The organism is Parendozoicomonas verongulae, from assembly GCF_009711465.1.
Lineage (GTDB): Bacteria > Pseudomonadota > Gammaproteobacteria > Pseudomonadales > Endozoicomonadaceae > Sansalvadorimonas > Sansalvadorimonas verongulae.
Map to the genome: position 1 here is coordinate 15,969 of NZ_SMME01000862.1, position 24,321 is coordinate 40,289.

22 protein-coding genes are annotated in these 24,321 nt (G+C 51.6%); 10 read left to right on the forward strand and 12 right to left on the reverse strand.

What is annotated here, in order from left to right; genetic code table 11:
* Positions 1–10: 10 nt before the first annotated feature.
* Together gatA and gatC are read right to left on the reverse strand one after the other, a co-directional pair.
* Positions 11–1,477 carry an Asp-tRNA(Asn)/Glu-tRNA(Gln) amidotransferase subunit GatA gene (gene gatA / locus E1189_RS17780; protein WP_155162091.1) on the reverse strand — a complete coding sequence of 489 codons (1,467 nt, stop codon included), beginning with the start codon at positions 1,475–1,477 and terminating at the stop codon, positions 11–13.
* Between the two features lie 41 nt (positions 1,478–1,518).
* Positions 1,519–1,806, reverse strand: coding sequence for an Asp-tRNA(Asn)/Glu-tRNA(Gln) amidotransferase subunit GatC (gatC, locus tag E1189_RS17785; protein WP_155162092.1), 288 nt, complete (start codon positions 1,804–1,806; stop codon positions 1,519–1,521).
* Positions 1,807–2,194: 388 nt separating this feature from the next.
* Between gatC and E1189_RS17790 the strand changes: the two genes are divergently transcribed.
* On the forward strand, positions 2,195–3,232 hold the full coding sequence (locus E1189_RS17790) for a rod shape-determining protein (protein ID WP_155162093.1): 1,038 nt from the start codon (positions 2,195–2,197) through the stop codon (positions 3,230–3,232).
* Between the two features lie 279 nt (positions 3,233–3,511).
* The gene (locus E1189_RS17795; protein ID WP_155162094.1) at positions 3,512–3,700 is read left to right on the forward strand and encodes a PA1571 family protein; all 189 of its coding nucleotides are present in this window, start codon (positions 3,512–3,514) and stop codon (positions 3,698–3,700) included.
* Positions 3,701–3,860: 160 nt separating this feature from the next.
* On the opposite strand, the gene E1189_RS17800 is transcribed toward E1189_RS17795, so the two are convergent.
* From E1189_RS17800 to napF, 6 genes are read right to left on the reverse strand one after another with little or no spacing between them, the layout of a single operon-like run.
* Positions 3,861–4,007, reverse strand: coding sequence for a TIGR02808 family protein (locus E1189_RS17800; RefSeq protein ID WP_155162095.1), 147 nt, complete (start codon positions 4,005–4,007; stop codon positions 3,861–3,863).
* Between the two features lie 3 nt (positions 4,008–4,010).
* On the reverse strand, positions 4,011–4,646 hold the full coding sequence (locus E1189_RS17805) for a NapC/NirT family cytochrome c (protein ID WP_155162096.1): 636 nt from the start codon (positions 4,644–4,646) through the stop codon (positions 4,011–4,013).
* On the reverse strand, positions 4,643–5,113 hold the full coding sequence (locus E1189_RS17810; protein WP_155162097.1) for a nitrate reductase cytochrome c-type subunit: 471 nt from the start codon (positions 5,111–5,113) through the stop codon (positions 4,643–4,645). The genes E1189_RS17805 and E1189_RS17810 overlap by 4 nt, the downstream gene beginning before the upstream one ends.
* Positions 5,114–5,115: 2 nt before the next feature.
* Positions 5,116–7,647, reverse strand: a complete 2,532-nt coding sequence (gene napA, locus E1189_RS17815; RefSeq protein WP_230460500.1) for a nitrate reductase catalytic subunit NapA — start codon at positions 7,645–7,647, stop codon at positions 5,116–5,118.
* On the reverse strand, positions 7,616–7,888 hold the full coding sequence (locus E1189_RS17820) for a chaperone NapD (RefSeq protein WP_155162099.1): 273 nt from the start codon (positions 7,886–7,888) through the stop codon (positions 7,616–7,618). Before E1189_RS17820 ends, napA begins: the two co-directional genes overlap by 32 nt.
* Positions 7,885–8,406, reverse strand: coding sequence for a ferredoxin-type protein NapF (gene napF / locus E1189_RS26295; RefSeq protein WP_408014766.1), 522 nt, complete (start codon positions 8,404–8,406; stop codon positions 7,885–7,887). The genes E1189_RS17820 and napF overlap by 4 nt, the downstream gene beginning before the upstream one ends.
* A 375-nt stretch (positions 8,407–8,781) precedes the next feature.
* On the opposite strand from napF, the gene mreC reads away from it, so the two are divergent.
* The 6 genes from mreC (at position 8,782) to tldD (ending at position 17,908) form a co-directional block, all read left to right on the forward strand.
* The gene (mreC, locus tag E1189_RS17830) at positions 8,782–9,702 is read left to right on the forward strand and encodes a rod shape-determining protein MreC (protein ID WP_155162100.1); all 921 of its coding nucleotides are present in this window, start codon (positions 8,782–8,784) and stop codon (positions 9,700–9,702) included.
* Positions 9,699–10,181 carry a rod shape-determining protein MreD gene (gene mreD / locus E1189_RS17835; RefSeq protein WP_155162101.1) on the forward strand — a complete coding sequence of 161 codons (483 nt, stop codon included), beginning with the start codon at positions 9,699–9,701 and terminating at the stop codon, positions 10,179–10,181. The genes mreC and mreD overlap by 4 nt, the downstream gene beginning before the upstream one ends.
* Before the next feature lie 13 nt (positions 10,182–10,194).
* Entirely contained in the window at positions 10,195–10,809 is a 615-nt protein-coding gene (locus E1189_RS17840; RefSeq protein ID WP_155162102.1) for a Maf family protein, read from the forward strand.
* Positions 10,810–10,831: 22 nt separating this feature from the next.
* Positions 10,832–12,298 carry a ribonuclease G gene (rng, locus tag E1189_RS17845; protein WP_155162103.1) on the forward strand — a complete coding sequence of 489 codons (1,467 nt, stop codon included), beginning with the start codon at positions 10,832–10,834 and terminating at the stop codon, positions 12,296–12,298.
* Positions 12,299–12,389: 91 nt separating this feature from the next.
* A complete protein-coding gene (locus E1189_RS17850) occupies positions 12,390–16,397 on the forward strand; it encodes a YhdP family protein (protein WP_155162104.1) in 4,008 nt (1,335 codons plus the stop codon).
* A gap of 68 nt (positions 16,398–16,465) precedes the next feature.
* Positions 16,466–17,908: a metalloprotease TldD gene (gene tldD / locus E1189_RS17855; protein ID WP_155162105.1), complete on the forward strand. Its 1,443-nt coding sequence runs from the start codon at positions 16,466–16,468 to the stop codon at positions 17,906–17,908.
* A 132-nt stretch (positions 17,909–18,040) separates the two neighbouring features.
* On the opposite strand, the gene yjgA is transcribed toward tldD, so the two are convergent.
* Positions 18,041–18,568 carry a ribosome biogenesis factor YjgA gene (gene yjgA, locus E1189_RS17860; protein ID WP_155162106.1) on the reverse strand — a complete coding sequence of 176 codons (528 nt, stop codon included), beginning with the start codon at positions 18,566–18,568 and terminating at the stop codon, positions 18,041–18,043.
* 106 nt (positions 18,569–18,674) lie between these two features.
* Between yjgA and pmbA the strand changes: the two genes are divergently transcribed.
* Together pmbA and E1189_RS17870 are read left to right on the forward strand one after the other, a co-directional pair.
* A complete protein-coding gene (pmbA, locus tag E1189_RS17865; RefSeq protein ID WP_155162107.1) occupies positions 18,675–20,030 on the forward strand; it encodes a metalloprotease PmbA in 1,356 nt (451 codons plus the stop codon).
* Between the two features lie 157 nt (positions 20,031–20,187).
* The gene (locus E1189_RS17870) at positions 20,188–21,669 is read left to right on the forward strand and encodes a peptide ABC transporter substrate-binding protein (RefSeq protein WP_196221504.1); all 1,482 of its coding nucleotides are present in this window, start codon (positions 20,188–20,190) and stop codon (positions 21,667–21,669) included.
* On the opposite strand, the gene mgtE is transcribed toward E1189_RS17870, so the two are convergent.
* Genes mgtE through rapZ form a run of 3 tightly spaced genes read right to left on the reverse strand, consistent with a single transcriptional unit; the run spans position 21,660 to position 24,241 of the window.
* Positions 21,660–23,021 carry a magnesium transporter gene (mgtE, locus tag E1189_RS17875; RefSeq protein ID WP_155162109.1) on the reverse strand — a complete coding sequence of 454 codons (1,362 nt, stop codon included), beginning with the start codon at positions 23,019–23,021 and terminating at the stop codon, positions 21,660–21,662. The genes E1189_RS17870 and mgtE overlap by 10 nt on opposite strands.
* 11 nt (positions 23,022–23,032) lie before the next feature.
* Positions 23,033–23,308, reverse strand: coding sequence for an HPr family phosphocarrier protein (locus E1189_RS17880; protein ID WP_155162110.1), 276 nt, complete (start codon positions 23,306–23,308; stop codon positions 23,033–23,035).
* 45 nt (positions 23,309–23,353) lie between these two features.
* Positions 23,354–24,241: an RNase adapter RapZ gene (gene rapZ / locus E1189_RS17885; protein WP_155162111.1), complete on the reverse strand. Its 888-nt coding sequence runs from the start codon at positions 24,239–24,241 to the stop codon at positions 23,354–23,356.
* Between the last annotated feature and the right edge of the window lie 80 nt (positions 24,242–24,321).

A 24,321-nucleotide genomic window follows, 5' to 3' on the forward strand; every position in this document is an offset into this window, starting at 1 on the left:
AAGCTTCCCCTTAAACAGTCTCAGGCTTGCGCAGGTGCCAATCCGTTGCCTGCTGGAACTGGTGACCAGCATTCAGCAAACGGGCTTCCTCAAAGTGCGGCGCGATAATCTGCAAACCAACAGGCAGGCCATCCACCAAACCGGCAGGTACGCTCATGGCGGGCAAACCAGCGAGGTTAGCGGAGATGGTGAAGATATCCCCCAGGTACATGGCCACCGGGTCATTGGACTTGTCGCCAATGGGGAATGCGGGTGTAGGAGCCGTTGGTCCCATAATCACGTCCACATCATTGAAGGCGGCAAGGAAGTCGTCACGAATCAGGCGACGAATCTTCTGTGCTTTGGCGTAGTAGGCATCGTAGTAACCGGCGGAGAGGGCATAAGCTCCCACCAGAATCCGGTTCTTCACTTCACTGCCAAAACCTTCCGCGCGGCTGCGCTTGTAGAGGTCTTCCAGATCTTTTGGATCTTCACAGCGATAGCCGAAACGCACACCATCAAAGCGGGACAGGTTGGCAGACGCTTCTGCAGGGGCGATAACATAGTAAGCCGCTACGGAGTGATGGTTCCGAGGCAGGCTGATCTCCTTTACAGTGGCACCCAGCTTTTCGTACTCGGCAACAGCGTCACGCACAACCTGCTCTACACGGCTATCCAGACCTTCAGCAAAGTACTCTTTAGGCAGGCCGATGCGCAGACCTTTCAAAGGCTCATTCAAAGTGGCGGTGTAATCCGGTACTGCACGGTCCATGCAGGTGGAATCTTTCGGATCAAAGCCAGCCATAACATTCAGCATCATGGCGGCATCTTCAGCAGAGCGTGCCATAGGGCCTGCCTGATCAAGGCTGGAAGCGAAAGCCACCATCCCCCAGCGGGATACACGACCATAGGTAGGTTTCAGGCCAGTAATGCCACACATACTGGCAGGTTGGCGCACAGAGCCACCGGTGTCGGTGCCGGTGGCTGCAGCACTCAGGCGAGCAGCAACGGCAACGGCAGAACCACCGGAGGAGCCGCCGGGGATCATGTTACGGTTCCAGGGGTTTTTGGCTGGGCCGTAGAAGCTGTTTTCGTTGGAGCCGCCCATGGCGAACTCATCCATGTTCAACTTGCCCAGCATGACTGCACCGGCGTCTTTGAAGTTTGCGGTCACGGTGGATTCGTAAGGGGCGATAAAGTTGTCCAGCATTTTGGAGCCGCAGCTGGTTTTCACGCCTTCGGTGCAAAACAGGTCTTTGTGGGCGAAGGGAATACCCGTCAGTGGTGAGGCATTGCCTGCGGTGATGGCGGCATCAGCGGCTTTGGCCTGCTCCAGCGCCAGCTCAGGGGTAACAGTGATAAAGGCGTTCAGGTCACTGTTCAGAGCGTCAATACGGTCGAGGTAGCTCTGGGTCAGCTCAACACTGGAGAGCTCTTTGGACTTCAACGACCTGGACAGCTCGGCCAGGCTTTTCTCGTGCGTGCTTGTGTTTGACATGCTTAGTTCAGGCTATCTGCGGATTCGGTGGAGTGGCTTTGTTATTCAATGACGCGCGGTACGAGGAATAAGCCTTCCTCGGCAGCAGGAGCGTTGGCCTGCAGGTTTTCACGTTGGTTGGTTTCCGTCACTTCATCCGCACGCAGACGCTGTACGGCATCCAGCGGATGCGCCAGAGGCTCAACGCCATGGGTGTCCACAGCCTGCATTTCATCAATCAGGCCCATAATGGACGTAATCTGTTCGGTTGTCTGTCTGACCTCATCCTCGCTGATAGACAGCCGGGCAAGGTGAGCGACGCTCTCTACGGTGGAGCGATCGATCGCCATGAAACGTCTCCCTGAGTTCCTTGAGTAGTGTGACAACGAGCACAGTATGACTGCTCTCGCCCTGTAATTTCAGAGTAATCGGCCTAATTTAGGGGGTTGTCCCTATAATCTCAAGGTTCTTTTGCTAGGGTATGTTGATGTGACGCCTTGCCGGGGATGCAGTCGATTGTTAGAGTTGATAGATTACGTCAGTGTACCGTTGCTCTAACGGTAAACAGATAAACAAATTGCGCGGTTGTGTGATCCGGATTCACATAACCGTATGGCAGCAGCTGGTAGCCTGATGGGTTTGCGATCTGCCGACATATTCTTCCTGCAGCACGCCTTTTGAGTGCTGATACAGGATTAACTTATTGAGAACGCCCTCTGCAGGGGGCTACAGGACACTATGTTAAAAAGATTGCGCGGACTGTTCTCAACAGACCTGTCGATTGACCTGGGAACCGCTAACACCCTCGTCTATGTGCGCGATAAAGGTATCGTGCTTGATGAACCTTCTGTAGTAGCTATTCGTAACCTTGGCACACAGAAGAGTGTGGTGGCTGTGGGTATGGATGCCAAGCGTATGCTTGGTCGTACACCGGGTACCATTACCGCAATCCGTCCTATGAAAGATGGTGTGATCGCAGACTTCGATGTATGCGAAAAAATGCTTCAGCACTTCATCAACAAAGTTCACGAAAACAGCTTTATCCAGCCCAGCCCGCGGGTTCTGGTGTGTGTGCCTTGCAAGTCTACGAAAGTTGAGCGTCGTGCTATTCGTGAATCCGTTCTCGGGGCCGGTGCCCGCGAGGTTTATCTGATCGAAGAGCCAATGGCGGCTGCTATCGGCGCAGGTCTGCCTGTAGAAGAAGCCAGCGGCTCTATGGTTGTTGACGTGGGTGGTGGTACTACTGAAATTGCGATTATCTCCCTGAGCGGCGTGGTTTATTCTGAATCTGTTCGTATTGGTGGTGACCGCTTTGATGAAGCTATCGTCACTTACGTGCGTCGCAACTACGGCAGCCTGATTGGTGAATCCACTGCCGAGCGTATCAAGCAGGAAATTGCCATCGCCTACCCAATGGGCGAGGTACGCGAGATCGACGTACGTGGTCGTAACCTGGCAGAAGGTGTGCCCCGCAGCTTTACCCTGAACAGCAACGAAGTTCTGGAAGCTCTGCAGGACAGCCTGAGTGCTATCGTTCAATCCGTGAAGAGTGCACTGGAACAGTCTCCCCCTGAACTGGCCTCCGACATCGCCGAGCGTGGCGTGGTTCTTACCGGTGGTGGTGCACTGATGCGTGGTCTGGACACTTTGATTTCTGAAGAAACCGGCCTGCCCGTTATCGTTGCCGAAGAGCCGCTGACCTGTGTGGCCCGTGGTGGTGGCCGTGCACTGGAGATGATGGACCGTCACCGTATGGATCTGCTCTCTACTGAGTAATCCCTAAAGTGCAGTACTTCTATTCATTCAGGCCGGTTTTTACCGGCCTGAATTGTTTCTTGGTTCCTTAAAATAAGTACTGGTAGTTAAGTACCTAAACCATTGCTTTCGCATCGTCTGGCGGAGTCTTTACTGGGACGAAAGAAGACCACATAAAAACACTGATTTTTTACAAAACACAGCTACTTGTTAACAGACTTTCTTCGTACATTAGAGGCAACACAACCCCGCTCATTAATATGTTCAGATATAAGATGAGCCACATATGAGGTGCGAAAGATGAACGCAGGAAATACTCTCAAGCCACTGCAGGATATTGTTGGTGCAAACAATCCAATGTTTGTTGCTGCGATCATTACAGACGACGGTGTTGAGGTGCCCATCACTACGGATATGATCGAAAAGTCCATCAATCGTATTGAAAATGAAAACAGCCGCTACGCTGCCCTGACAGTGACTAAGCACTGAGGCAGAATGTAAAGTGGTCACTCTAAAATTAATAATAAACTCAGCCGAAGGGGGCGTCTAAACACAGGCAGCTGGATTAATACAATAAGTGCAATCGCAGCCAAGTGTTTATGCAGCCCCTTTACCACTTGTGTTCTTAACCCCTCTTTATTACAAGCCCTTACTTCTTTTTATCGCCCACCGGTACGCCGAACAGATCTAACAGAATACAGGCAAGAATTGCTGTCATAAGATATCCGGTGATAAATATGCCCGGAATAGCCGCATAGCCCAGTACATGCCAAATAACCCACTCTAATTGACTCATTGCTTAACCTTTTTTCTTCACAGCACCAGAAGATGGTGGGCTCCACTGAGGTACGTTTTCCATATCAGGAAGCCTGTGGGCGATGCCTTTGTGGCAGTCGATGCATGTAGCCTGTCCGGTAGCCAGATAGGTTCTGTGCATATAAGCCGCCTGGCTGGATTGGAGGGTGTAATCCATGGATTCCATCTTGTGGCAGTTACGGCACTCCTGAGAATCATTTTCCTTCATACGCTGCCACTCCCGTTTGGCCATGTGCAGGCGATAATCCTGAAACTTCTGACGGGTGTCGATAGTGCCGGCAATTGCACCAAACACCTCTTTGCTGGCCTGTACCTTGCGGATAATTTCATTGGTGAAATTGTGGGGCAGATGGCAGTCGGAGCAAGTGGCCTGTACGCCAGAGCGGTTGGTGTAATGAATGGTGGGCTTAATCTCCCGCAGGTTCTCCGTCATACCGTGACAGCTGGTACAAAAGTCTTCCGTGGCCGTCTGTTCCAGCATAGTGTTGAAGCCGCTCCAGAAGCTAACACCGGCAATAAATCCAAAGGCCAGAATAATCCATAATGCCAGAGCAACGGGCTGAGTGAGCCGTGTCCAGTAATGCAGACACCACCTGGGTATCCTGTTCCTGATACTCATTGCTGCAAACTCTTAACCGGCTTGAACAGGTTTTCTATCAGCGGAGGTGCGTTTTTTTGGGGGACATGGCACTGGGTGCAGTTGTAACGGCTGGGGGACACATCCGGGAGCATATGTCCATCCCTGTCCCGGAAATGGGACACGCCAATAGGGGTAGCTTTGAACTTTGGGGCATTCTCCAGGCTGTGGCAGGCCAGGCAGGGGTTGCTGTTCGCCGTGATATCGTAGCCGCGAATGCTGTGGGGGATAAGCGGCGGCTGTCCAACATAATTTGGCAATGGTTTTTTGATTTCTTTAGGAAAGTCTTTGAGTCGTGGGGGGCTTTTTTCATCAAGAAGTGGAGTGTTGCCACGCAATGATTCTGGTTCACCCTCCATGGCGTCATAGTCGGCGCGTACTACTCCAATACTCAAAAGTACAAATAAGGCTGAGAGGCTTGTTATGCCGTTGAAAGTTGATCGTTGCATGGTTACGCCCCCTCAACCTTAACGGGACATTTCTTGAAGTCAGTTTGTTTGGACAGCGGGTCGGTGGCATCCAGTATCAACTTGTTAACCAACTCTGACGCATCAAAGAAGGGAATAAATACAACCCCTCTTGGCATGCGGTTGCGTCCACGTGTTTCCACTCGGGTGAGGATTTCACCCCGTGGTGAGCTAACGCGCACCTGAGTGCCACGGCGCAGGTTACGCTCTCGGGCATCTGCCGGGTTCATAAACAATACAGCGTCGGGAAACGCTTTATACAGTTCGGGAACACGTTGAGTCATAGTGCCGGAATGCCAGTGCTCCAGAACACGGCCAGTACAGAGCCATAAATCGTACTCTTCATCGGGCATCTCAGGAGGTGGCTCGTAGGGGAGGGCGAACAACCAGGCTTTACCATCCGGCTTGCCGTAGAAATAAACCTCCTGACCTTTTTTAACAAAGGGATCGTAGCCTTCCCGATAACGCCATTGGGTTTCCTTGCCGTTCACAACCGGCCAGCGTAGCCCTCGAGCCTTGTGATACATATCGAAAGGGGCGAGGTCGTGCCCATGACCCCGGCCAAATGTTGCGTACTCTTCAAATAAACCTTTTTGTACATAAAAGCCAAAGTGTTTGGCCTCCATATTTTCCTTATCAGGGTTGGTTTCACTGAGGGGAAACTTGTTGACGTTACCATTTTCATAAAGGACTTCGTAAAGGGTTCTCCCCTTGAAGTGCTGATTACGAATCAGCAGATCTGCAGGCCACACCTCATCAGTTTTAAAACGCTTGGAAAACTCTATAAGCTGCCACAGGTCGCTGCGGGATTCGCCGGGTGGGTTCACCTGTTGGTACCAGAACTGTGTACGCCGCTCTGCGTTGCCGTAAGCCCCTTCTTTTTCAACCCACATAGCCGTAGGAAGAATCAGGTCGGCAGCGCTGGTTGTGACAGTGGGATAAGGGTCGGATACCACAATAAAGTTTTTGGGATTGCGGTAACCTGGATAGGTTTCCTGCTCCAGATTGGGAGCTGTTTGCATGTTATTGTTGCACATTACCCAATAGGCATTCATTTTGCCGTCTTTGAGCATGCGGTCCTGCAGTACGGCGTGATAGCCGACGTTTGGGGGGATTGTTCCTGCAGGGATTTTCCAGATTTTCTCCGTTCTTCTGCGGTGTTCCGGGTTGGTAACCTCTAAGTCTGCAGGCAGGCGATGGGCAAAGGTGCCAACTTCTCTCGCAGTGCCGCAGGCCGAAGGCTGACCTGTGAGTGAGAAGGGGCCACAACCAGGTTTGGAAATCTTCCCGGTAAGCAGGTGGATGTTGTAAATAATGTTGTTCATCCATACACCACGGGTGTGCTGATTGACTCCCATGGTCCATAGAGACATCACTTTTGTATCCGGTTCGGCGTAATACTCCGCCAGCTCCAGCAGGGCGCGAGGGCTAAGGCCGGACATCTGGGATACTTTCTCCAGCGTGTACTCGCTGACAAACCGGGCAAACTCTTTAAAGCTGATGGGTTTTGAGGTGCCGCTGTCAGGATTTTTCGCTTTATTTTGCAAGGGGTTTTCAGGTCGCAGACCGTAGCCAATGTCTGTGTCTCCCCGGCGGAAGTGAGTATGTTTTTCAACAAACTCTCTATTAACCCGCCCCGTGCTAATAATGTGACTACAGATAAAGTTACCGATAGCCAGATCGGTTTGTGGCTTAAATATGAGTACGTGATTAGCCAGATCACAGGAGCGGTGCTCGTAGGTTGAGAGAACTGCTATGCGAACATGGTCATGTGCGAGGGCGCGGGCAGCGATACGGCTCCAGAGAATAGGGTGCATCTCCGCCATATTAGAGCCCCAGAGTACAAAGACATCACTGTTCTCAAAGTCATCATAACAACCCATGGGTTCGTCCATGCCAAAGGTGCGTATACACCCGCCCACAGCCGATGCCATGCAATGTCGTGCATTAGGATCAATATTATTGGAACGAAAGCCGGCCTTCATGAGTTTGGAGGCTGCATAACCTTCCCAGACAGTCCACTGCCCTGAGCCAAACATGCCAACCCCTGTTGGCCCCACATTTTTCAGGGCTTTCTTGAACTGTTTTTCCATTTCATCAAAAGCCCGCTCCCAGGAAACGGGGGTGAAGTCCCCACTCTTATCATATTTCCCACCTTTCATACGTAGCAGAGGGGTTGTCAGACGATCTTCGCCGTACATGATTTTGGAGAGGAAATAACCTTTAATGCAGTTCAGCCCTCGGTTAACCGGTGCTTCTGGGTCTGCCTGAGAAGCCACCATGCGTCCGTTCTGCACCCCCACCAGAACGCTGCAGCCGGTGCCACAGAAACGACAGGGAGCCTTGTCCCAGTGAATCGTGCTGTCAGCCTTCTCGGAGGCAATCAGCTTCCCGGCAGCTTTGGGGAGTGTAAGTCCTGCTGCACTGGCGGCTGCAGTGGCCGCGGAGTTGCGTATAAAATCTCGACGATCCATAGCAGCAGGCTCACTCACAGTGAGAGTAGGCAAGAGATACATCGACAACACCTCTGATGCTCCAGATGTTGTCGATGTTATCTACAACTGGTGTTGGCAGGTGATTTTTATTTGTAATGGAGGTGTCTTCTATCGTCACAGCCATGCGGCCCGACTCATCGCAGGCATGAATCACCAACCCCGGAATCGAGGTGAGTTGTTGCTTTACCTGTGGCATCAGATCAGGCTTTGACAGAATAACCAGCCCACAGATATCAATAGGTTGCTGTGTGCACTTACTCATAAATTATTCCCGTTCGCGCGGTCTTCAATGGCATTTACGGGGCAGACACTCACGCAAGCCCCACAGCCGGTACAGCTTTCGCTGTTGACTGAGGGTGTGGAGATACCGAGAACAGAGTAGTTCAGTTTTATGGCGTTTGACTCACATTCATCTGCACAGCGGCTGCAGGTCACGCCATTTAGTGCAAGGCAATTGTCTTTTATGTGAGCGATATACGTCCATGGTTTTTGACTGGGGTGTTGTTTGATGAGTGCACCGGCCTGACAGGCTGAGACACACTCGCCGCAAAAAGTACACTCACCCTTATGAAAGTTGACCTCTGGAAAACCGCCATCGCCGGTAGTAATAATGCTCTCAGGGCATTGTCTTATGCAGTTCCCGCAGCGTGTGCAGGCATTGAGGAAGTCTTCTGCGGGCAGTGACCAGGGAGGATAGAGAGGGGCATATACAGCTGTTTTAGCATCAGTGGATGGATGCAATATGCCGCGCAGGAGATTGCGTCTGGTTCTGTCAATCACTGGTGTGAGCCACTCTCTTTATAGAATAGAGGGCTTTACAGAATAGAGGGTGCTTAATGGCCTGTGTCAATCTTTGGTTCGAGAAACCATGATTAGCTCCCAATCTGGTGATACAGTGCGATCAAAATATAATTGCGTGATGGTAGCCAGAGCACACCACTATAGCGCAAATCAATTATAAAAAAACAAACCTGTTCTCGGTCTGCTTCTTCTGATAGGGCTTGCACTGTTTTTTGGGTTTATTTGCTTGTGACGATATTTTTGTAAGCGCAATCTCTCTATCACATTTTGTATAAAAAAAGCTTACTGGTTGTGCCAGTAAGTCTTTTTTGTATGTCAGCACTTCCCGCATAGCCCCTAAGCCATTTAAAATAAGTGGTTTCACCCGGAGCTTGCAGGAGCACTCCCATTAATCCCATATTTCGAAAGGGGCAGTCTTTAGGAGCCAGCTTTACTTTTCTTCTGGCGCTGTCTCTGGCCTTGATTTTTGTCGACCACCGTTTCGACACTCTCACGCAGGTACGCAAAGCCTTGTCTGTTGTGGTAGCACCCATTCAGTGGCTGGCGGATACGCCCGCTCGGGTAACGGACGACGTTCGTCTTGTGGTCAGCTCCCGGTCTGGGCTCGCTCAGGAGAATGCCCGCCTGAAGGCGCGCACGCTGATTCTGGAACAAAAGGTTCAGAAGCTTGCCTCCCTTAATGCCCAGAATGTTCGCCTCCGTGAACTGCTGAACTCATCCCGGATTGTGGATGAAAAGGTGGTAGTCGCTGAACTGATTGGTATCGACCCTGATCCCACGATCAAACAGATCCTGATCAATAAAGGTGATATGGACGGTGTTTACGAAGGCCAGCCATTGCTTGATGCCACCGGTGTGATGGGGCAGGTGATTCAAACCAGCCCGCTGAACAGCCGCGTAATTCTTATTACCGACAGCAGTAGCCGTATCCCGGTACAGGTGAATCGCAACGGCTACCGTGCCATTGCTGCGGGCACATCTTCAGGTACAGAGCTGGAGCTACTTCATGTTCCTGCCACTGCCGACATTAAAAAAGGTGACCTGTTGGTGACTTCGGGCATGGGGCAACGCTTCCCGGTGGGTTATCCTGTAGCGGAAGTGACGGATGTTCACCGTAACGCGGGTTATCCGTTCCTGACTATTCACGCTGCACCACTGGCTCGTTTGAACCGCAGCCGACTGGTGATGCTGGTGTTTATCTCCGAGCGGGAAGTCTACGGACAGGCCGAGCCTCTTACCGAAGAGAGCAAAAATAAAGAGAGTGCTTCACAATGAGACAGAAACACGCTCACTGGCTGGTGTGGCTGACGATGCTGATGGCTGCGGTATTCAGCCTTCTCCCTATGCCTGAGCTGGTGGCCTATGCGCGACCAGCCTGGGTACCCCTGGTGGTGATTTTCTGGACGCTGGCACTGCCTCAATATTACGGGCTGTTTTTTGCCTGGATTGCCGGCCTGATTATGGATGTACTATATGGCACAGTATTCGGTCAGAATGCCATGGCCATGTTGTTTATGGCACTGGCAGTCCACCAGCTCCACCGTCGGCTAAGGATGTACCCCTGGTGGCAGCAATGTTTTATGGTGTTGGTTATCGTAGGGTTGTATCAGTTGGCAGTGCTATGGATTGGTAATGCCACAGGGCGAGTGAATCCGTCGTTGCTCTATCTGTTGCCATCAGTTACCAGTGCCTTACTATGGCCCTGGCTGGCTGCTTTGCTCCACAGTTTGCGCAGACGATTTATTGTTATTTAGGTGAGCGATGACGATGGCTGCCCCATCCTTTCTGTATCTGGCTTCCCGTTCTCCACGCCGGCGTGAACTTTTGAATCAGGCGGGCGTGCCTTTCCGGCTGCTGGATATGGAAGTTGATGAAACTGTCCTTGCTGGTGAATCCGCTGTGGCTTATGTGGAGCGTCTTGCACGCAACAAGGCCACCAAGGGGTGGCGTATTCTTTCTGTCAGCAAATCGAAAGAATTGGCGCCTGTGCTTGCTGCCGATACAACTGTAGCGCTGGCTACCGATATACTGGGAAAGCCAGAGTCGCCGGAACAGGCGGTGGATATGCTTATGCAGCTTCAGGGGCAGGAGCACACCGTTCACACAGGGGTTGCTCTTTGTTTTGATACAAAAATTGAAGCGCGGGTTGTGACAACAATGGTGCGCTTCGGACAATTTTCTCAGGACATGGCCACCCGCTATGTGGCAACAGGTGAACCCATGGATAAGGCTGGTGCCTACGGTATCCAGGGATTTGGAGGTGTACTGGTAGCGGGAATTGAAGGCAGTTATTCCAATGTTGTCGGGTTGCCGGTTCAGGAAACAGTAGAGCTGGCCCGCCTGTTCAACGTACCTTTTTGGCAGCAGACTGCTGGAAGTTGAGGTTAAGGGTTGGGGGTTAGGGATGAGCGAAGAAATATTGATGAATATCACGCCCATGGAGTCCCGTGTGGCACTGGTAGAGAATGGCGTTCTGCAGGAGGTGTATGTAGAGCGTTATCGCAGCCGTGGTATTGTCGGCAACATCTATAAAGGGAAGGTTGTCAGGGTTCTGCCCGGCATGCAGGCGGCTTTCGTGGATATTGGCCTGGAGCGCGCTGCGTTTATCCATGCCAGCGAAATCTACGAGCGGGGCGAAAAGGCCGACGGTCAGGAACCCGGCATTGTGGAACTGGTGCATGAAGGGCAGGCGCTGGTGGTGCAGGTTACTAAAGACCCTATCGGCTCCAAAGGTGCCCGTCTCACCACTCATATCTCTATTCCTGCCCGCTATCTCGTTTTTATGCCCCACAATACCCATGTTGGTATCTCTCTGCGTATCGAGGATACAGGGGAGCGTGACCGTCTGCGCACCATTGTTGAAGAGGTTATGGATAGAGAAGGCCTTAAGGATAAGGGCGGCTTTATACTGCGAACTGCAGCGGAAGGCATAAGCGATAAAGAGATTTTAGCGGATATCCTTTTCCTCCATCGTCTCTGGGAAACAGTGGAAGAGCAGCGCAAATCCAATAAGGCACCTTCCTGCATTTATGAAGACTTGCCCCTGCACCTGCGCACTATGCGAGATCTGGTGGAACCGGATATTGAAAAAATCCGCATCGATTCTGAAGAAACCTTCAACAAGGTGAAGAAGTTTGTACGCAAGCTGGTACCCCACCTGGACGGTCGAGTTGAGTACTACACAGGTGAACGCCCTATCTTCGATCTGTTCAGTGTGGAAGATGAAATCAACCGCGCTATGTCCCGTCGGGTTGAGCTAAAGTCTGGCGGCTATCTGATTATTGATCAGACCGAAGCCATGACTACCATTGATGTGAACACGGGCGGCTTCGTTGGTCATCGCAACCTTGAAGAGACTATTTTCAAAACCAATCTGGAAGCAGCCCATGCTATCGCCCGGCAACTGCGCCTGCGCAATCTTGGCGGCATCATCATTATCGACTTTATTGATATGGAAGATGTAGAGCATCAGCGTCAGGTTCTGCGGACGCTGGAAAGAATGCTGGAGCGGGATCACGCTAAAACCAATATTACCGGCGTATCTGAGCTGGGGCTGGTGGAGATGACCCGCAAGCGCACGCGGGAATCGTTAGAAAACACACTGTGTGAACCATGTCCAACCTGTCAGGGGCGGGGCACGTTGAAAACAGCAGAAACGGTTTGCTACGAAATTTTCCGGGAAATCATGCGGGAAGCGCGCACCTACGAGAGCGACAGCTACCTTGTACTGGCTTCCGAACAGGTTGTGGATCAACTGCTGGATGAAGAGTCGGACAATGTAGCTGAACTGGAATCGGCCATGAAAAAAACTATTCGTTTTCAGGTGGAGCCCCGTTACAGCCAGGAGCAGTTTGACGTTGTTCTGGTGTGAGTAAATAGAAAGGACATTAACGCTTGAATCAGCGCTTTTTTAGTCGTGACCTCAGTAACCGGTGCCTGTGCGCCGGTTTTGTGTATAGTCGATGAAACGTATCGCTCTGCACATTTCCCGTGCAACCAAAGTCGCTCTTGTTTTCCTGCTGGTGCTGGTGGCTATGGCGCTCTCGGTTGCGCGTTTGCTTTTGCCAATGGTGGATGATCTGCGCGAGCAGGTGCAGGAGCAGATCAGTGCAGTAGTCGGTGCTCCGGTTGACCTGGGAGAGCTCTCCGGCTCAGTTGTGAACTTTAATCTTGCGGTTGAAGTGAGCGAGTTAACGGTTTTTCAACCGCAACACCCTGCGCAAACCAGCCTGCAGTTAACAGATATTGTGCTCGAGTTAGACACTCTTTCCAGTCTGACGCATATGCAGCCTGTTTTTCAGCGCATATCTATTGGCGATGGACGGTTAATGGTGGATGGGCAGCCGGGCTCTCTTGCTCTTACTGGATTCCCTGCTTCCCCCGTGGAAGCTCACACAAGGCCAAAACGTGAGCGGGCACATATTCGCAGAGTTCTGGATTTGATTGCGCAGCAAAGGCTGATTGATTTTCGGGATCTGCACTTTGTTTTTACTATGCCTTCCGGTGAAACCAACGAGGTGGCTGTTCGTCGTATGGTTCTGTCGGGCTCGCCTGTGAATAGAAGACTGGCGGCAGTGATTGAGACGGATACCGGGCAGGAAGTGAACCTGACTATGCACTTGTCAGGGCGTGCCTACAGCTGGCCGGATGTGATGCTGGGGGGGTATGTGTCAGTACCATCAATCGACCTCAAACCCTGGCTGCCTTTGTTGCCCAAAGCCCTGAAAGAAGAAACCGGACTACAAATCAACCAATTGCATTCCGGCACAAAGCTGTGGTTCTCCTATACCCCCCAGGGGTGGGATGTGCGCGGGCAGGTTCGCTCAGACATGCTGGATGTGGATTGGAAGGGACAAACCCTTCCACCCCTGACAGCATTACGCTCAGATATCGCCTTGACATTTTCGCGGGAAGAGCCCCCTCGGCTTTGGTTGAATGACCTGTCGTTTATATACTCAGGCTTTCCTTACCCAGAAAGCAATTTGTTTATGGAGTGGCGCGACAAAGGTGAGCGCAGCTTTACCCTGACGGCTGATACCGTTCACCTCCAGCCTTTGGCTCTCGCTATTACGGCTTCAAAGCAAATGCCGAAGATTGTAGATGACGTAGTGGCTCGGCTGGCTCCCCGTGGACGCTTAAATAATTTTGTTCTGCGGACCTACCCCGACCGTAAACCCTTCGATTTTGAACTGACGGCTGATATGCGCAACGTGGGGGTTGACCACTATTATGGGGCACCTTCTGGTGAGCGGGTAAACGGCAGTTTTCGTATGAATGCTAATGCTGGCGTGATTGATGTGGATAGCTCCGAGTTTACTCTTGGGCTGGAAAACGTATTTGATGATGTCTGGAACTTTGATCGCGTCGTCGGGCGTTTGTACTGGCATATCGTGGATGATGTTTACGTACTGCGCTCTGATGGCTTGTCTCTCCATGGTGGAGAAGGCGTTCTGAACACCCGCTTACGTTTGGACATTCCTTTCGATGCCAGCAAAAACATCTGGATGGCGCTGGAGGCGGGTGTTGTTGATGGTGATATTGCTTATGCCGGTAAATACCTGCCCACCAAAGCCGCGATGTCCAATGAACTGTCGGACTGGCTGACGGGGGCTATTAAAGGCGGCGATATTCGTCAGGGAGCGTTTATCTGGAATGGTCCTCTCACCGGCCCGTATGTCCCTAATGATACAAGCTGGGGGTTATTTTTTGATGTCTCCAAAACAGCTTTTGCCTTTGATGCGAACTGGCCGGCAGTAACAGATATTGATGGGCTGGTTTCTGTGGATCAGGACGAAGCGCTGGTGCGAGCAGATAAGGCCAGGCTTTACGACAGCCGCCTGTCTGGGGTTACAGCGTTTGTGCCGGAGATATTGGGTAATAAACCGTTGATGCTGAATATTAAAGGGCAAGCTGCCAGTGATGGTGTAGATGGCCTGCGCATCCTGCAGGAGACACCTGTTGCTACAGCTATCAATCATGCAGCTGATCGTTGGAGTATGACTGGTCCTCTTGCTGTCAACCTTGATCTGGATATTCCTCTTACCGCTGGAGCTGAAGGTGACTACCGGATAGGTGTGCGATTGAACAACAATAGTTTTACAGTTCCTGAGGCAAATATTACCGGCAACGCATTGAATGGAGAGGTGCTCTACTCCTCTAAGGGGTTATCTGGCAGGGATTTAACAGGTGAAGTGTTCGGCAACCCAGCCTCGCTAAATCTCTCTACCAGAAAAACAGGGAAATCTGAAACAACACTGCTGGATGTGAAAAGCCGGGTTTCCATGGAGACGCTGTCGAAGTGGTTAGGTCAGGACTTTTATGGGCTGGCGACGGGTGAAACGGATTATCGTGCGAAAGTGAGTATTGGCAACAGTGTGAAAGTGGATGTGACATCTGATTTAACAGGTGTTGCAACAACGCTGCCTGCCCCACTGAGTAAGTCTGCCAAGGATAGAGAGCCCATAAGAGTCAGCGTAAATGTGGCGAAAGGACAGCCGGTTACTGTTCGTGCTGAGCTGGAGCAAAAAGCTGTTCTTGGAATGAAACTGGACGATAAAGGTCGCCTGACCAGTGTGGGAGCGCACTTTGGTGAAGGTAAGCTGTTTGCACCCAAGAGCCTATATCCTGAAACCGGCATTTTATTAACCGGACAATTGAATGAACTCCAGCTGCAGCCCTGGGTGCAGTGGTGGAATAATTCTCCCTTTGCTGGTGATGCCTTAGAGGAAAGCACGTCACAATCAACAACCCCTGCCAATCAGTCATCAACTGGATTGCTATCACACATTGAGGTGAAGAACTTTGGTGTTCGCCACCTTTTCTGGAGTGGTGACGATGAGATTTTCTCTGATTCTCTGGTGGATATTTCCCGTGATGGACAGGCGTGGGACGTGCGCTTTGTTGCTCCCGATCTTGTAGGTTCTGTGTCCGTGTTGGGTGGAGACGAACCTCTCAAAGTTGATATTGACAGGCTGGATATTCCTTCTTCTGTACTGCCTCAACACAAGGTAGAAACGGACGAGCAGGGACGTGCGATACCACTTCCCCCCGAGAAAGACGATGAAGATCCTCTGGAGCAGGTTGATCCTGCATCCTTGCCAGATATGAATGTTACTATCCGCAAAATTCGTCTGAGTGGTCGAGACTTCGGGCACCTGTCTTTTAATGGTAGAGGCATAAAAGACGGAGTTCAGGTGAATGATATTCAAGGGGAGTTAGGAAATGGCGTATTTGATGGGTCGCTAACATGGCGGCTGCAGAATAAACTGCATAAAACAACGCTGACTGCCAGCTTTGGCAGCTCGGATATTGAAACCATGCTGGAGAGCTGGGGATACCCTAATCTTCTTACAGCGAAAAAACTCGATGACCGCATTAACCTGAACTGGCAGGGTTCTCCGGCAGATTTTGATATGAATGATCTGACTGGCGATTTGACCTTTGATATTCGCGATGGGCGCTTCCTTTCTGTAGATACGGCCTCCGGAGCACTGCGCTTGTTTGGTGTGCTGAACCTTGATGCAATTACGCGACGCCTGCGCCTGGATTTCTCTGACCTTTATAGTAGCGGCATGGCGTTTGACAGCGTAAAGGGAAAAATGAACTTTCAAAATGGTTTGATTACTTTCAGTGAGCCTGTTGTAGTCAAAGGGCCGGCAACGGATTTACACCTTGGCGGGCAGCTGTATGTGCCGGATCGTTCCCTGAATATGGAATTGGTCGTAACCCTGCCGGTGACCCAGAATCTTTCTGTAGTAAGCTTGCTGCTTGGGCAGCCCTACATTGCCGGTGCCACCTATCTGTTCGACAAGCTTCTTGGTAGTACAGTGGAGCCGTTCGCCAGCCTGCGTTACGAAATCAAAGGCAGCTTCTCAGAACCGGAAGTGAGGCTGGATCGGCTGTTTTCCAACAAAGTCGGCAGCAAAAAACAGCCACAAAAGCGTGACCCGGAAGCTCTGCAGAGGGAGTGATGGCTATTGCCTCATCACTCCCCCTCCCATACCATGAAGATCGACGTAATTCAGGGAACACCTGCCAGATGACCGATATTCTGACCCAGGCTAAACAGCAGCTACTCGTACCTTCCGCTCTCGATGAGGGCCATTTGGAGAGGGTTATTCACGGTATGCTCGGGCATCGGATCGATGCCGCAGATCTTTATTTTCAGAGCGTACGCCATGAAGGTTGGGTGCTGGAAGATGGCATCGTAAAGGAAGGCAGCTTTAATGCTGACCGTGGTGTAGGTGTGCGCGCAGTCAGCGGTGAGAAGACGGGCTTCGCCTACGCAAATGATATTGCTCTTTCCTCTCTGGAAGCTGCGGCGGGGGCATCTCGCAGTATTGCCCGTGCAGGGCAGGATCGTCAGGTGCAGGCCTGGAGCCGCAGCCAGCCTCTGGCGCTTTACAATGATGCCAATCCCCTCGACTCCCTCTCCCGGGACGACAAAGTCAAGCTTTTGAAAGATATGGATGCAGAAGCGCGCCGCATCGATAATCGTGTGAAGCAGGTGAGTGTGAGTCTGGCCGGTGTGCACGAATATGTGCTGGTGGCGGCAGCCGATGGCACACTGTCTGGCGATGTACGTCCGCTGGTGCGTTTGAATATCTCCGTGATTGTTGAAGACAAAGGCCGCCGTGAGCGTGGTTCTTACGGCGGTGGCGGGCGTGGAGATTACAGCATGTTCTTCCAGGGGAACCTGTGGAAGAAGTATGCGGCAGAAGCTGTGCGTCAGGCTCTGGTAAACCTGGAAGCGGTGGCGGCACCTGCCGGAGCCATGCCGGTGGTGCTGGGGGCAGGCTGGAATGGCGTTCTTCTCCATGAAGCCGTTGGCCATGGGCTGGAAGGTGACTTCAACCGTAAGGGCAGCTCTATGTATTCTGGTCGTATTGGTGAGCGGGTTGCTTCACCTCTATGCACCATTGTGGATGATGGCACCCTTGCGGGCCGCCGTGGCTCTCTCAATGTAGACGACGAAGGCGTAACAGCGTCCAATACTGTGCTGATTGAAAACGGCATCCTTAAGGGCTATATGCAGGATAAGATGAACGCTCGCCTGATGGGGGTTCAGTCTACAGGCAACGGCCGTCGTGAGTCTTATGCTCATCTGCCTCTGCCCCGCATGACCAACACCTATATGCTGGCAGGCCAGCATGAGAAGGATGAGATTATTGCTTCTGTGGAGAAAGGTATTTATGTGGCAAACATGGGGGGCGGCCAGGTGGATATTACCTCGGGCAAGTTTGTGTTCTCCACCAGTGAGGCTTACCTCATTGAAGGGGGTAAGATTACTGCTCCGGTGAAAGGCGCAACGCTGATTGGTAATGGCCCGGATGTGATGAACAGGGTGTCCATGGTGGGTAATGATCTTGAACTGGATACCGGGGTTGGGGTTTGTGGTAAAGAAGGTCAGTCTGTTCCTGTGGGGGTTGGTCAGCCGACTTTGAAGATTGATGAGATTACTGTGGGTGGCACCAGCGCCTGATTGAGTTCAGGCGGTGGGAGGTTTCTGGCTGTTTCCCGTACCGATGGGCAGTCCCTGCCCTGCGGTACTAACCGGCCATCCATGGCCTCTGAAAACAGCCAGAAACCTCCCACCACCTCTGTGAGTTATGTGTTAGTTTTCACTCACTTCCCGTAAATAACGAAACAGCTTTTTGCTGACCGTTGCTTTCTTCTCTTCATTTTTCTCTTTGCTCACATTGCGAATCAGCTGACGCAGATGCTGGGCATCGGTAGCTGGATAGGCTTCCATAAATTCACCCAGTGCTGCATTACCTTCTTCTACCAGACGATCACGCCAGCGTTCCAGCAGGTGGAAACGGCGGTTGTACTCGTCGCTGCTGGTGTCTAGCAGGGCCAGCTGGTGGCGGATGGCGTCGATGTCCTGATCCAGCATCAGTTTACCGATAAAGCCGAAGTGACGTTTACGGGCGTTATGGCTGGTGATTCGCTTGGTTTCCAGCAGGGCATCTACAATACGGCCTTCCAGCGGGAATTTTTCCAGTTGACCGGGTTTCAGGTTGGAGAGCTTTTCGCCCAGTTCGCGGAGTTCGTGGGCATCTCGCTTGAGTTCGGACTTGCTGACCAGGATGATCTCTTCGTCCTGTTCTTCCTCAAAGAGAGGTTCTCTGTTCTTGCGCATTCTGTAGCCAGTTAATGAAATATGGTCGCTATTGTAGGCTGCGGTTTACTCGCGGAAAAGCCCGGCTGTAGAATGTGGCTAAGAACCTATCGGATAGGGAGAGGTAATGAACAGTCAGGTGCAACCGGTTATTGATCCGGTACTTGAGGAGCAGCGTCTGACCACGCTGGTGTCCGACATTATTGATGAGGCCCGCAAGCAGGGGGCGACCGCCTGTGAAGTGGGGGCCAGCTCGGATGCCGGTTTGTCCACCACCGTGCGTATGGGAGAAGTGGACACAGTCGAATTTAACAAAGATCAGGGTTTTGGTATCACTGTGTACTTTGGTCAGCGCAAAGGTTCGGCCAGCACCAGTGATGATACACCAGAGGCGATTCGGGATACGGTGAGGGCAGCCTGTGATATCGCCCGTTACACCAGTGAAGACCCTTGCGCAGGTTTGGCGGATGCTGACCAGATGGCCACTGAGTTCCCCGATCTCGATCTGTATCACCCTTGGGGTATCAGCGCAGAAGAGGCGATTGAGCGGGCTAAAGAGTGTGAAGATGCGGCCCGCAGTGCCAGCAATCTGATTACTAACTCCGATGGTGCAACGGTGAACTCCCATCAGGGTTGCCGTGTATACGGTAACAGTCACGGCTTTATTGGTCCTCATCGTTCCAGCCGTCAGAGTGCCAGCTGTGTGGTGATTGGTCAGCAGGGTGAAGAGATGCAGCGGGATTACTGGTACACAGTGGCCCGTGACGGCAATCAGCTGGAGGCGATGGCTGATGTCGGCCGCAAGGCCGCTGAACGCACCCTGGGGCGTCTGGGAAGCCGTAAGGTATCTACCGCTACTGTGCCTGTGATTTTCAGTGCAGAGCTGGCAGGGGGCTTTGTGGGCCATCTTATGGGTGCTATCAGCGGTGGTGCCCTGTACCGTGAGTCTACATTCCTCCTGGACCATAAAGGTAAGAGGATTTTCCCTGACTGGGTGAATATCTACGAACGCCCTCAGCTAAAAGGCGGTATGGGCTCCATAGCTTTTGATGGTGATGGCCTGCAGACCCGCGACCAGTCCTTTATCGTGGATGGTGTGCTGGAGAGCTACCTGTTGAGTACTTACTCCGCCCGTAAGTTGGGTATGACCAGTACCGCTAATGCTGGCGGTGCCCACAATCTGTTCCTTGACAGTAATGCCGGTGATCTGGATTCTCTGGTGAAGGATATGGGGACAGGCTTGCTGGTCACCAGCTTGATTGGTCAGGGTATCAACATGGTAACCGGTGACTACTCCCGTGGTGCCGGTGGTTTCTGGGTGGAGAATGGTGAGATCCAGTTCCCGGTTTCCGAAGTCACCATCGCAGGTAACCTGAAAGATATGTTTATGAATCTGCGGGCTGTGGGTAACGATATTGATCGTCGTGGCAATATCCAAAGCGGATCGCTGCTGGTGGACGGCATGACAGTTGCTGGCGAGTAACAAAACCTCAACAGACCCTGATAGTCATCGTGTTTTTCTCTACTAAACTTTCCGGCCAGATCTGGCCGGAAAGTTGTTTATGAACCTACTCACTTCTCTTCGTATATTTTGTAGCTGTCTTTTTCTTGCGCCTCTTATCCCTTTTGCTGACACACTTGTGCGAGGACTCCCGGTAAAGCCCGTATCTCTTGATCCTCATCGCTTTCTGGGCTCACCAGAAGCGGCAGTGCTCAAGGATATGTTCGAAGGTTTAACTGTTCAGGATGAAGCTGGTAACCCTTCTCCGGGAGCAGCGGAGAGCTGGAGTGTGTCTGAGGATGGGCGAATATGGATTTTTCAGGTTCGGCAGGGGTTAACCTGGTCTGATGGCTCCCCTCTTACAGCAAAAGACTTTCTTTATAGCTTCCAGCGTCTGGCTGATCCGACAACCCGTGCTCAATACAGCTGGTATCTTGAGCTGGCAGGGGTTAGAAACAGCCATCAGGTGATAACGGGAGAGTTACCCCCATCTGAGCTGGGTGTCCATGTGCTCAATGCACATACGTTGGTTATAGTGCTGGACGAACCACGCTCATGGCTTCCGGCTCTGCTGACGTTTCCTGCTTTTTTACCTGTTTCTGAACAGGCTATTCAAAGGTGCGGCCCTCTGTGGGCGGAGACGGAAGAATGTGCTGTCACTAATGGTCCTTATCGTTTTCTAGTGTGGAATGATGACAAAATTTTATTAGAGCGAAATTTAAAGTTTCATCGTGAATCTATGGAGGCTCCGGAGGAGGTTGTATGGAAAGTATTTGGCTCCATTCTGGATGAGGCTATGGCCTTTCAGCAGCAGGATCTTGATATCTCTTCGCCTATTCCAGTGGAACTGGGTATGTGGCAAAAGGGTGATACCGACGTACAGCGGCGCCAGCTCAATACCACTTATCTTGTCTTCAATCCTCAGGAGTCACGTCTGACACCGGAGCTGCGCCAGGCACTGGCTGATATTTTGGACAGGGAAGCCATTTATCCAGGTGGAGATAAGGCGGATCAGGCATGGACGCTGATTCCTCCGTGGACTCGTGGTTATCATTTTCAGCAACCCGATGCCGCGACGGTCAATCAGGGAATACGGGATCAGCAGGCGAGAGCATTATTGGCACAAGCGGGGATTGATGAGCAAAACCCTGTACAGCTTGAATTTCTTACCACTCACTCAAACTACAGTTGGCCAGTGAGATCTATTGCTGTGCAATGGCGCAGATTGCCCGGTGTGAATGTGAAGGTTGTGACTGTTGGCTGGGAAGAGTATGTGCACCGTATCAACAGTGGGGATTACCATATTCTGCTGGGCCACTGGCTGGCGGCTTACAATGATCCTTCCGCATTTCTTTTGTTGGGAAGTCGGCACTTTACCTTATTTCCTCCCGGTTTAATGGACGAAAACTTTGAAGGTGAACTGCAGAAGGTTATGGGGCTGGCGGAGCCTGATGAAAAATATCAGCAACTGGAGCAGCGGCTGCTTGAGTGTTATTCGCTGGTGCCACTGTCACACATCCAGACTTCTCAGTGGGTGCAGCCCTATGTGAAAGGGTTTGATATGAAAAATCCGGAAGGATGGCTGCCGTCTTATCGCTTATCTATCAAGGACTATCCATAAAAGAGAGAGGCAAGGCCAAGGAAGGCCAGGAAACCAACTACATCTGTGACCGTTGTGAGAATGACAGACCCAGCCAGTGCCGGATCAATATCCATCGCCTTTAAGGCCAGAGGCAACATAGCCCCCGCCAGCACGGCAATAAGCAGGTTAATCACCATTGCCAGACCAATAATCAAAGCGATGGTCGGGTCATCAAACCAAAGCCATGCAGCGCCAGCAACAACCACAGCCCAGATGCCACCGTTGAGTAATCCCACAAGAAACTCACGACGCAGTAACCATGATGTGTTGGAGCGACCAATCTGCCCAAGTGCCATAGCACGAATAATCAGCGTCAGAGTCTGACTCCCTGCAATCCCCCCCATACTGGCGACGATGGGCATTAGCACGGCAAGGGCAACAACTTTATCGATAGTGTCCTGAAACAACCCTATGACACCGGAAGCAATAAATGCGGTGAGCAGATTTATCCCTAACCAGATGGCACGACGACGGGACGTTTTGATAACTGGGGCGAAGGTGTCTTCATCTTCATCCAAACCCGCCATGCTCATGATGGAGTGTTCGGCTTCTTCCCGGATCACATCGACGACGTCGTCTACTGTGATGCGCCCCAGCAGATGCCCCTGTTCATCAACAACGGGGGCAGAGACTAAATCTTCCCGCTCGAACAACTGGGCAACGTGGGTATCTTCCATGGATACGGGAATCCCTTGATCCGATTCGTCCATCAGACTGTTCAGCAGAGTATCCGGGTCAGCTGTTAAAAGGTTAGCGATGGAGACGGAGCCAAGCAGATAATCCTTACGATCCACAATGAGGACTTTGTCTACCGGCTCTGGTAATGATTCATGACGGCGCAAATAACGCAGGGCGACATCCACATCGATATCACCACGCATTGTGAGGGTGTCGGTGTTCATCAGGCCGCCGGCGGTATCTTCCGGGTAGGCCAGAACTTCTTCCACCCGCTGACGGTTCTGATGATCCATGGAGTTCAGAACCTGACGGGTAATGCGTGTTGGCAGCTGCTGGAGGATATCGGCCATATCATCGACATCCTGGTCTTCCAGAATGTCTATCAGCTCGGCCACGTTCATCTGGTCAATAAAGAACTGACGAACCTCTTCCCCCAGTTCATTGAGAACATCACCCTCCTCTTCAACGGGAATCAGTTTCCAGAGGATGCTGCGCTGCCGAGGTGGGGAGGACTCAAGAAGGTGGGCAATATCAGCGGCAGACAGGCTGCCGAGCATATGGCGGGTATGCTCGGGCATGTTGCCGGATAAAGCGCGGTCAAGTGCTTCCAGCTGGTCTTCAGAGAGGGTTAGAGACTGCTGATGCTGCAACATGGGAAAATGTGTTACTCACTTTCATCAAAACGATTGGCAACCAGCTCAATAATGGCCTGCAGAGCCTGGTCGGCATCACTCCCTTCCACTTCTAATTGCAGGGAGGTGCCTTTGCTGGCGGCCAGCATCATGACAGACATGATACTTTTGCCGTCCACCATTTTGTTCGGTCGACCAACACGGACAGAACTGGTAAAGCTGGAAGCAACCCCTACGAATTTTGCAGCAGCCCGAGCATGGAGGCCAAGCTTGTTGATGATTTCAATCTGTTCCTGAATCGCCGCCATGTTCTGTTGTTATCCTTATCGGGTTGCTCGTCTGCCGCTGAGAGTTTATTGGGACGCTGCGTGCTCCAGCTCTCGATGGCGAACCTGTACAGAAGCCATGATGTCTGTAAACGCTTTTGCTAACTGCTCACTAATATAGACTGATCGGTGTTGTCCACCTGTGCAACCTATGGCTACGGTCAGATAGCTGCGATTGCCGGATTCAAACTCTGGTAACCAATTATGGACGAACTGGTAGATATCATCCTGCATTCGTTTGACAGAATCGTGAGCAGAAAGAAAATCAATAATCGGTTGCTCCTTTCCTGTCATCCCACGAAGCTCTTCCTGCCAATAAGGATTTGGGAGACAACGCACGTCAAATACATAGTCGGCATCAATGGGGACACCTTTCTTGAAACCGAAAGACTGGAATTGTAACGACAGGTCGTGGCGTTCTTTTCCGGCAACACGCTGGCGAATTACGCTGCGCAGATCGTGTAGTGACAGGCGGCTGGTATCAACGCGCATATCTGCAGAATCTGCAATATAACTGAGAACCTCAGCTTCTTTCTTAATTGCCTCATCAAGAGAAGACTCACCATCACTAAGAGGGTGACGACGGCGAGTAGCACTGAAACGCTTTAACAGTGTTTCGTGGTCGGCATCGAGGTAGATGATATCACCCACCAGATTTTTCTGTTCCTGTAGTTGTTGGTGAATCAATGGAAACTCGGCCAGCTCTCCTGATGTGTTGCGTGCATCAATACTGACAGCGATTAAATTATCCATACTGTCTGGGTTTGAGTGGCAGCGTTTAACCAGATTGAGAAGTAAACTGGCAGGCAAGTTATCAACACAATAAAAGCCCTGGTCTTCGAGAGCTGCCAGTGCAGAACTTTTACCTGAACCGGAACGGCCGCTGATAATAACAAGTCTTATGGTCTTTGACATATCCGAATCAATCCCCCCGTCTGTCAGACAAGCATAGGAAAAAAACCATTAAAAAAATATGTAAAAAACAGAGCCTATAT

What these genes read in the sequence shown, in the direction of transcription:
- E1189_RS17790 (WP_155162093.1), top strand. Translation starts at nt 2,195, where the DNA reads ATGTTAAAAAGATTGCGCGGACTGTTCTCAACAGACCTGTCGATTGAC.
- E1189_RS17800 (WP_155162095.1), bottom strand. Translation starts at nt 4,007, where the DNA reads ATGAGTCAATTAGAGTGGGTTATTTGGCATGTACTGGGCTATGCGGCT.
- E1189_RS17880 (WP_155162110.1), bottom strand. Translation starts at nt 23,308, where the DNA reads ATGGCGGCGATTCAGGAACAGATTGAAATCATCAACAAGCTTGGCCTC.
- E1189_RS17820 (WP_155162099.1), bottom strand. Translation starts at nt 7,888, where the DNA reads ATGAGTAAGTGCACACAGCAACCTATTGATATCTGTGGGCTGGTTATT.
- E1189_RS17840 (WP_155162102.1), top strand. Translation starts at nt 10,195, where the DNA reads ATGGCTGCCCCATCCTTTCTGTATCTGGCTTCCCGTTCTCCACGCCGG.
- E1189_RS17810 (WP_155162097.1), bottom strand. Translation starts at nt 5,113, where the DNA reads ATGCAACGATCAACTTTCAACGGCATAACAAGCCTCTCAGCCTTATTT.
- rng (WP_155162103.1), top strand. Translation starts at nt 10,832, where the DNA reads ATGAGCGAAGAAATATTGATGAATATCACGCCCATGGAGTCCCGTGTG.
- yjgA (WP_155162106.1), bottom strand. Translation starts at nt 18,568, where the DNA reads ATGCGCAAGAACAGAGAACCTCTCTTTGAGGAAGAACAGGACGAAGAG.
- pmbA (WP_155162107.1), top strand. Translation starts at nt 18,675, where the DNA reads ATGAACAGTCAGGTGCAACCGGTTATTGATCCGGTACTTGAGGAGCAG.
- E1189_RS17795 (WP_155162094.1), top strand. Translation starts at nt 3,512, where the DNA reads ATGAACGCAGGAAATACTCTCAAGCCACTGCAGGATATTGTTGGTGCA.
- mreD (WP_155162101.1), top strand. Translation starts at nt 9,699, where the DNA reads ATGAGACAGAAACACGCTCACTGGCTGGTGTGGCTGACGATGCTGATG.
- mgtE (WP_155162109.1), bottom strand. Translation starts at nt 23,021, where the DNA reads ATGTTGCAGCATCAGCAGTCTCTAACCCTCTCTGAAGACCAGCTGGAA.
- E1189_RS17850 (WP_155162104.1), top strand. Translation starts at nt 12,390, where the DNA reads ATGAAACGTATCGCTCTGCACATTTCCCGTGCAACCAAAGTCGCTCTT.
- rapZ (WP_155162111.1), bottom strand. Translation starts at nt 24,241, where the DNA reads ATGTCAAAGACCATAAGACTTGTTATTATCAGCGGCCGTTCCGGTTCA.
- gatC (WP_155162092.1), bottom strand. Translation starts at nt 1,806, where the DNA reads ATGGCGATCGATCGCTCCACCGTAGAGAGCGTCGCTCACCTTGCCCGG.
- E1189_RS17805 (WP_155162096.1), bottom strand. Translation starts at nt 4,646, where the DNA reads ATGAGTATCAGGAACAGGATACCCAGGTGGTGTCTGCATTACTGGACA.
- gatA (WP_155162091.1), bottom strand. Translation starts at nt 1,477, where the DNA reads ATGTCAAACACAAGCACGCACGAGAAAAGCCTGGCCGAGCTGTCCAGG.
- tldD (WP_155162105.1), top strand. Translation starts at nt 16,466, where the DNA reads ATGACCGATATTCTGACCCAGGCTAAACAGCAGCTACTCGTACCTTCC.
- napA (WP_230460500.1), bottom strand. Translation starts at nt 7,647, where the DNA reads ATGTATCTCTTGCCTACTCTCACTGTGAGTGAGCCTGCTGCTATGGAT.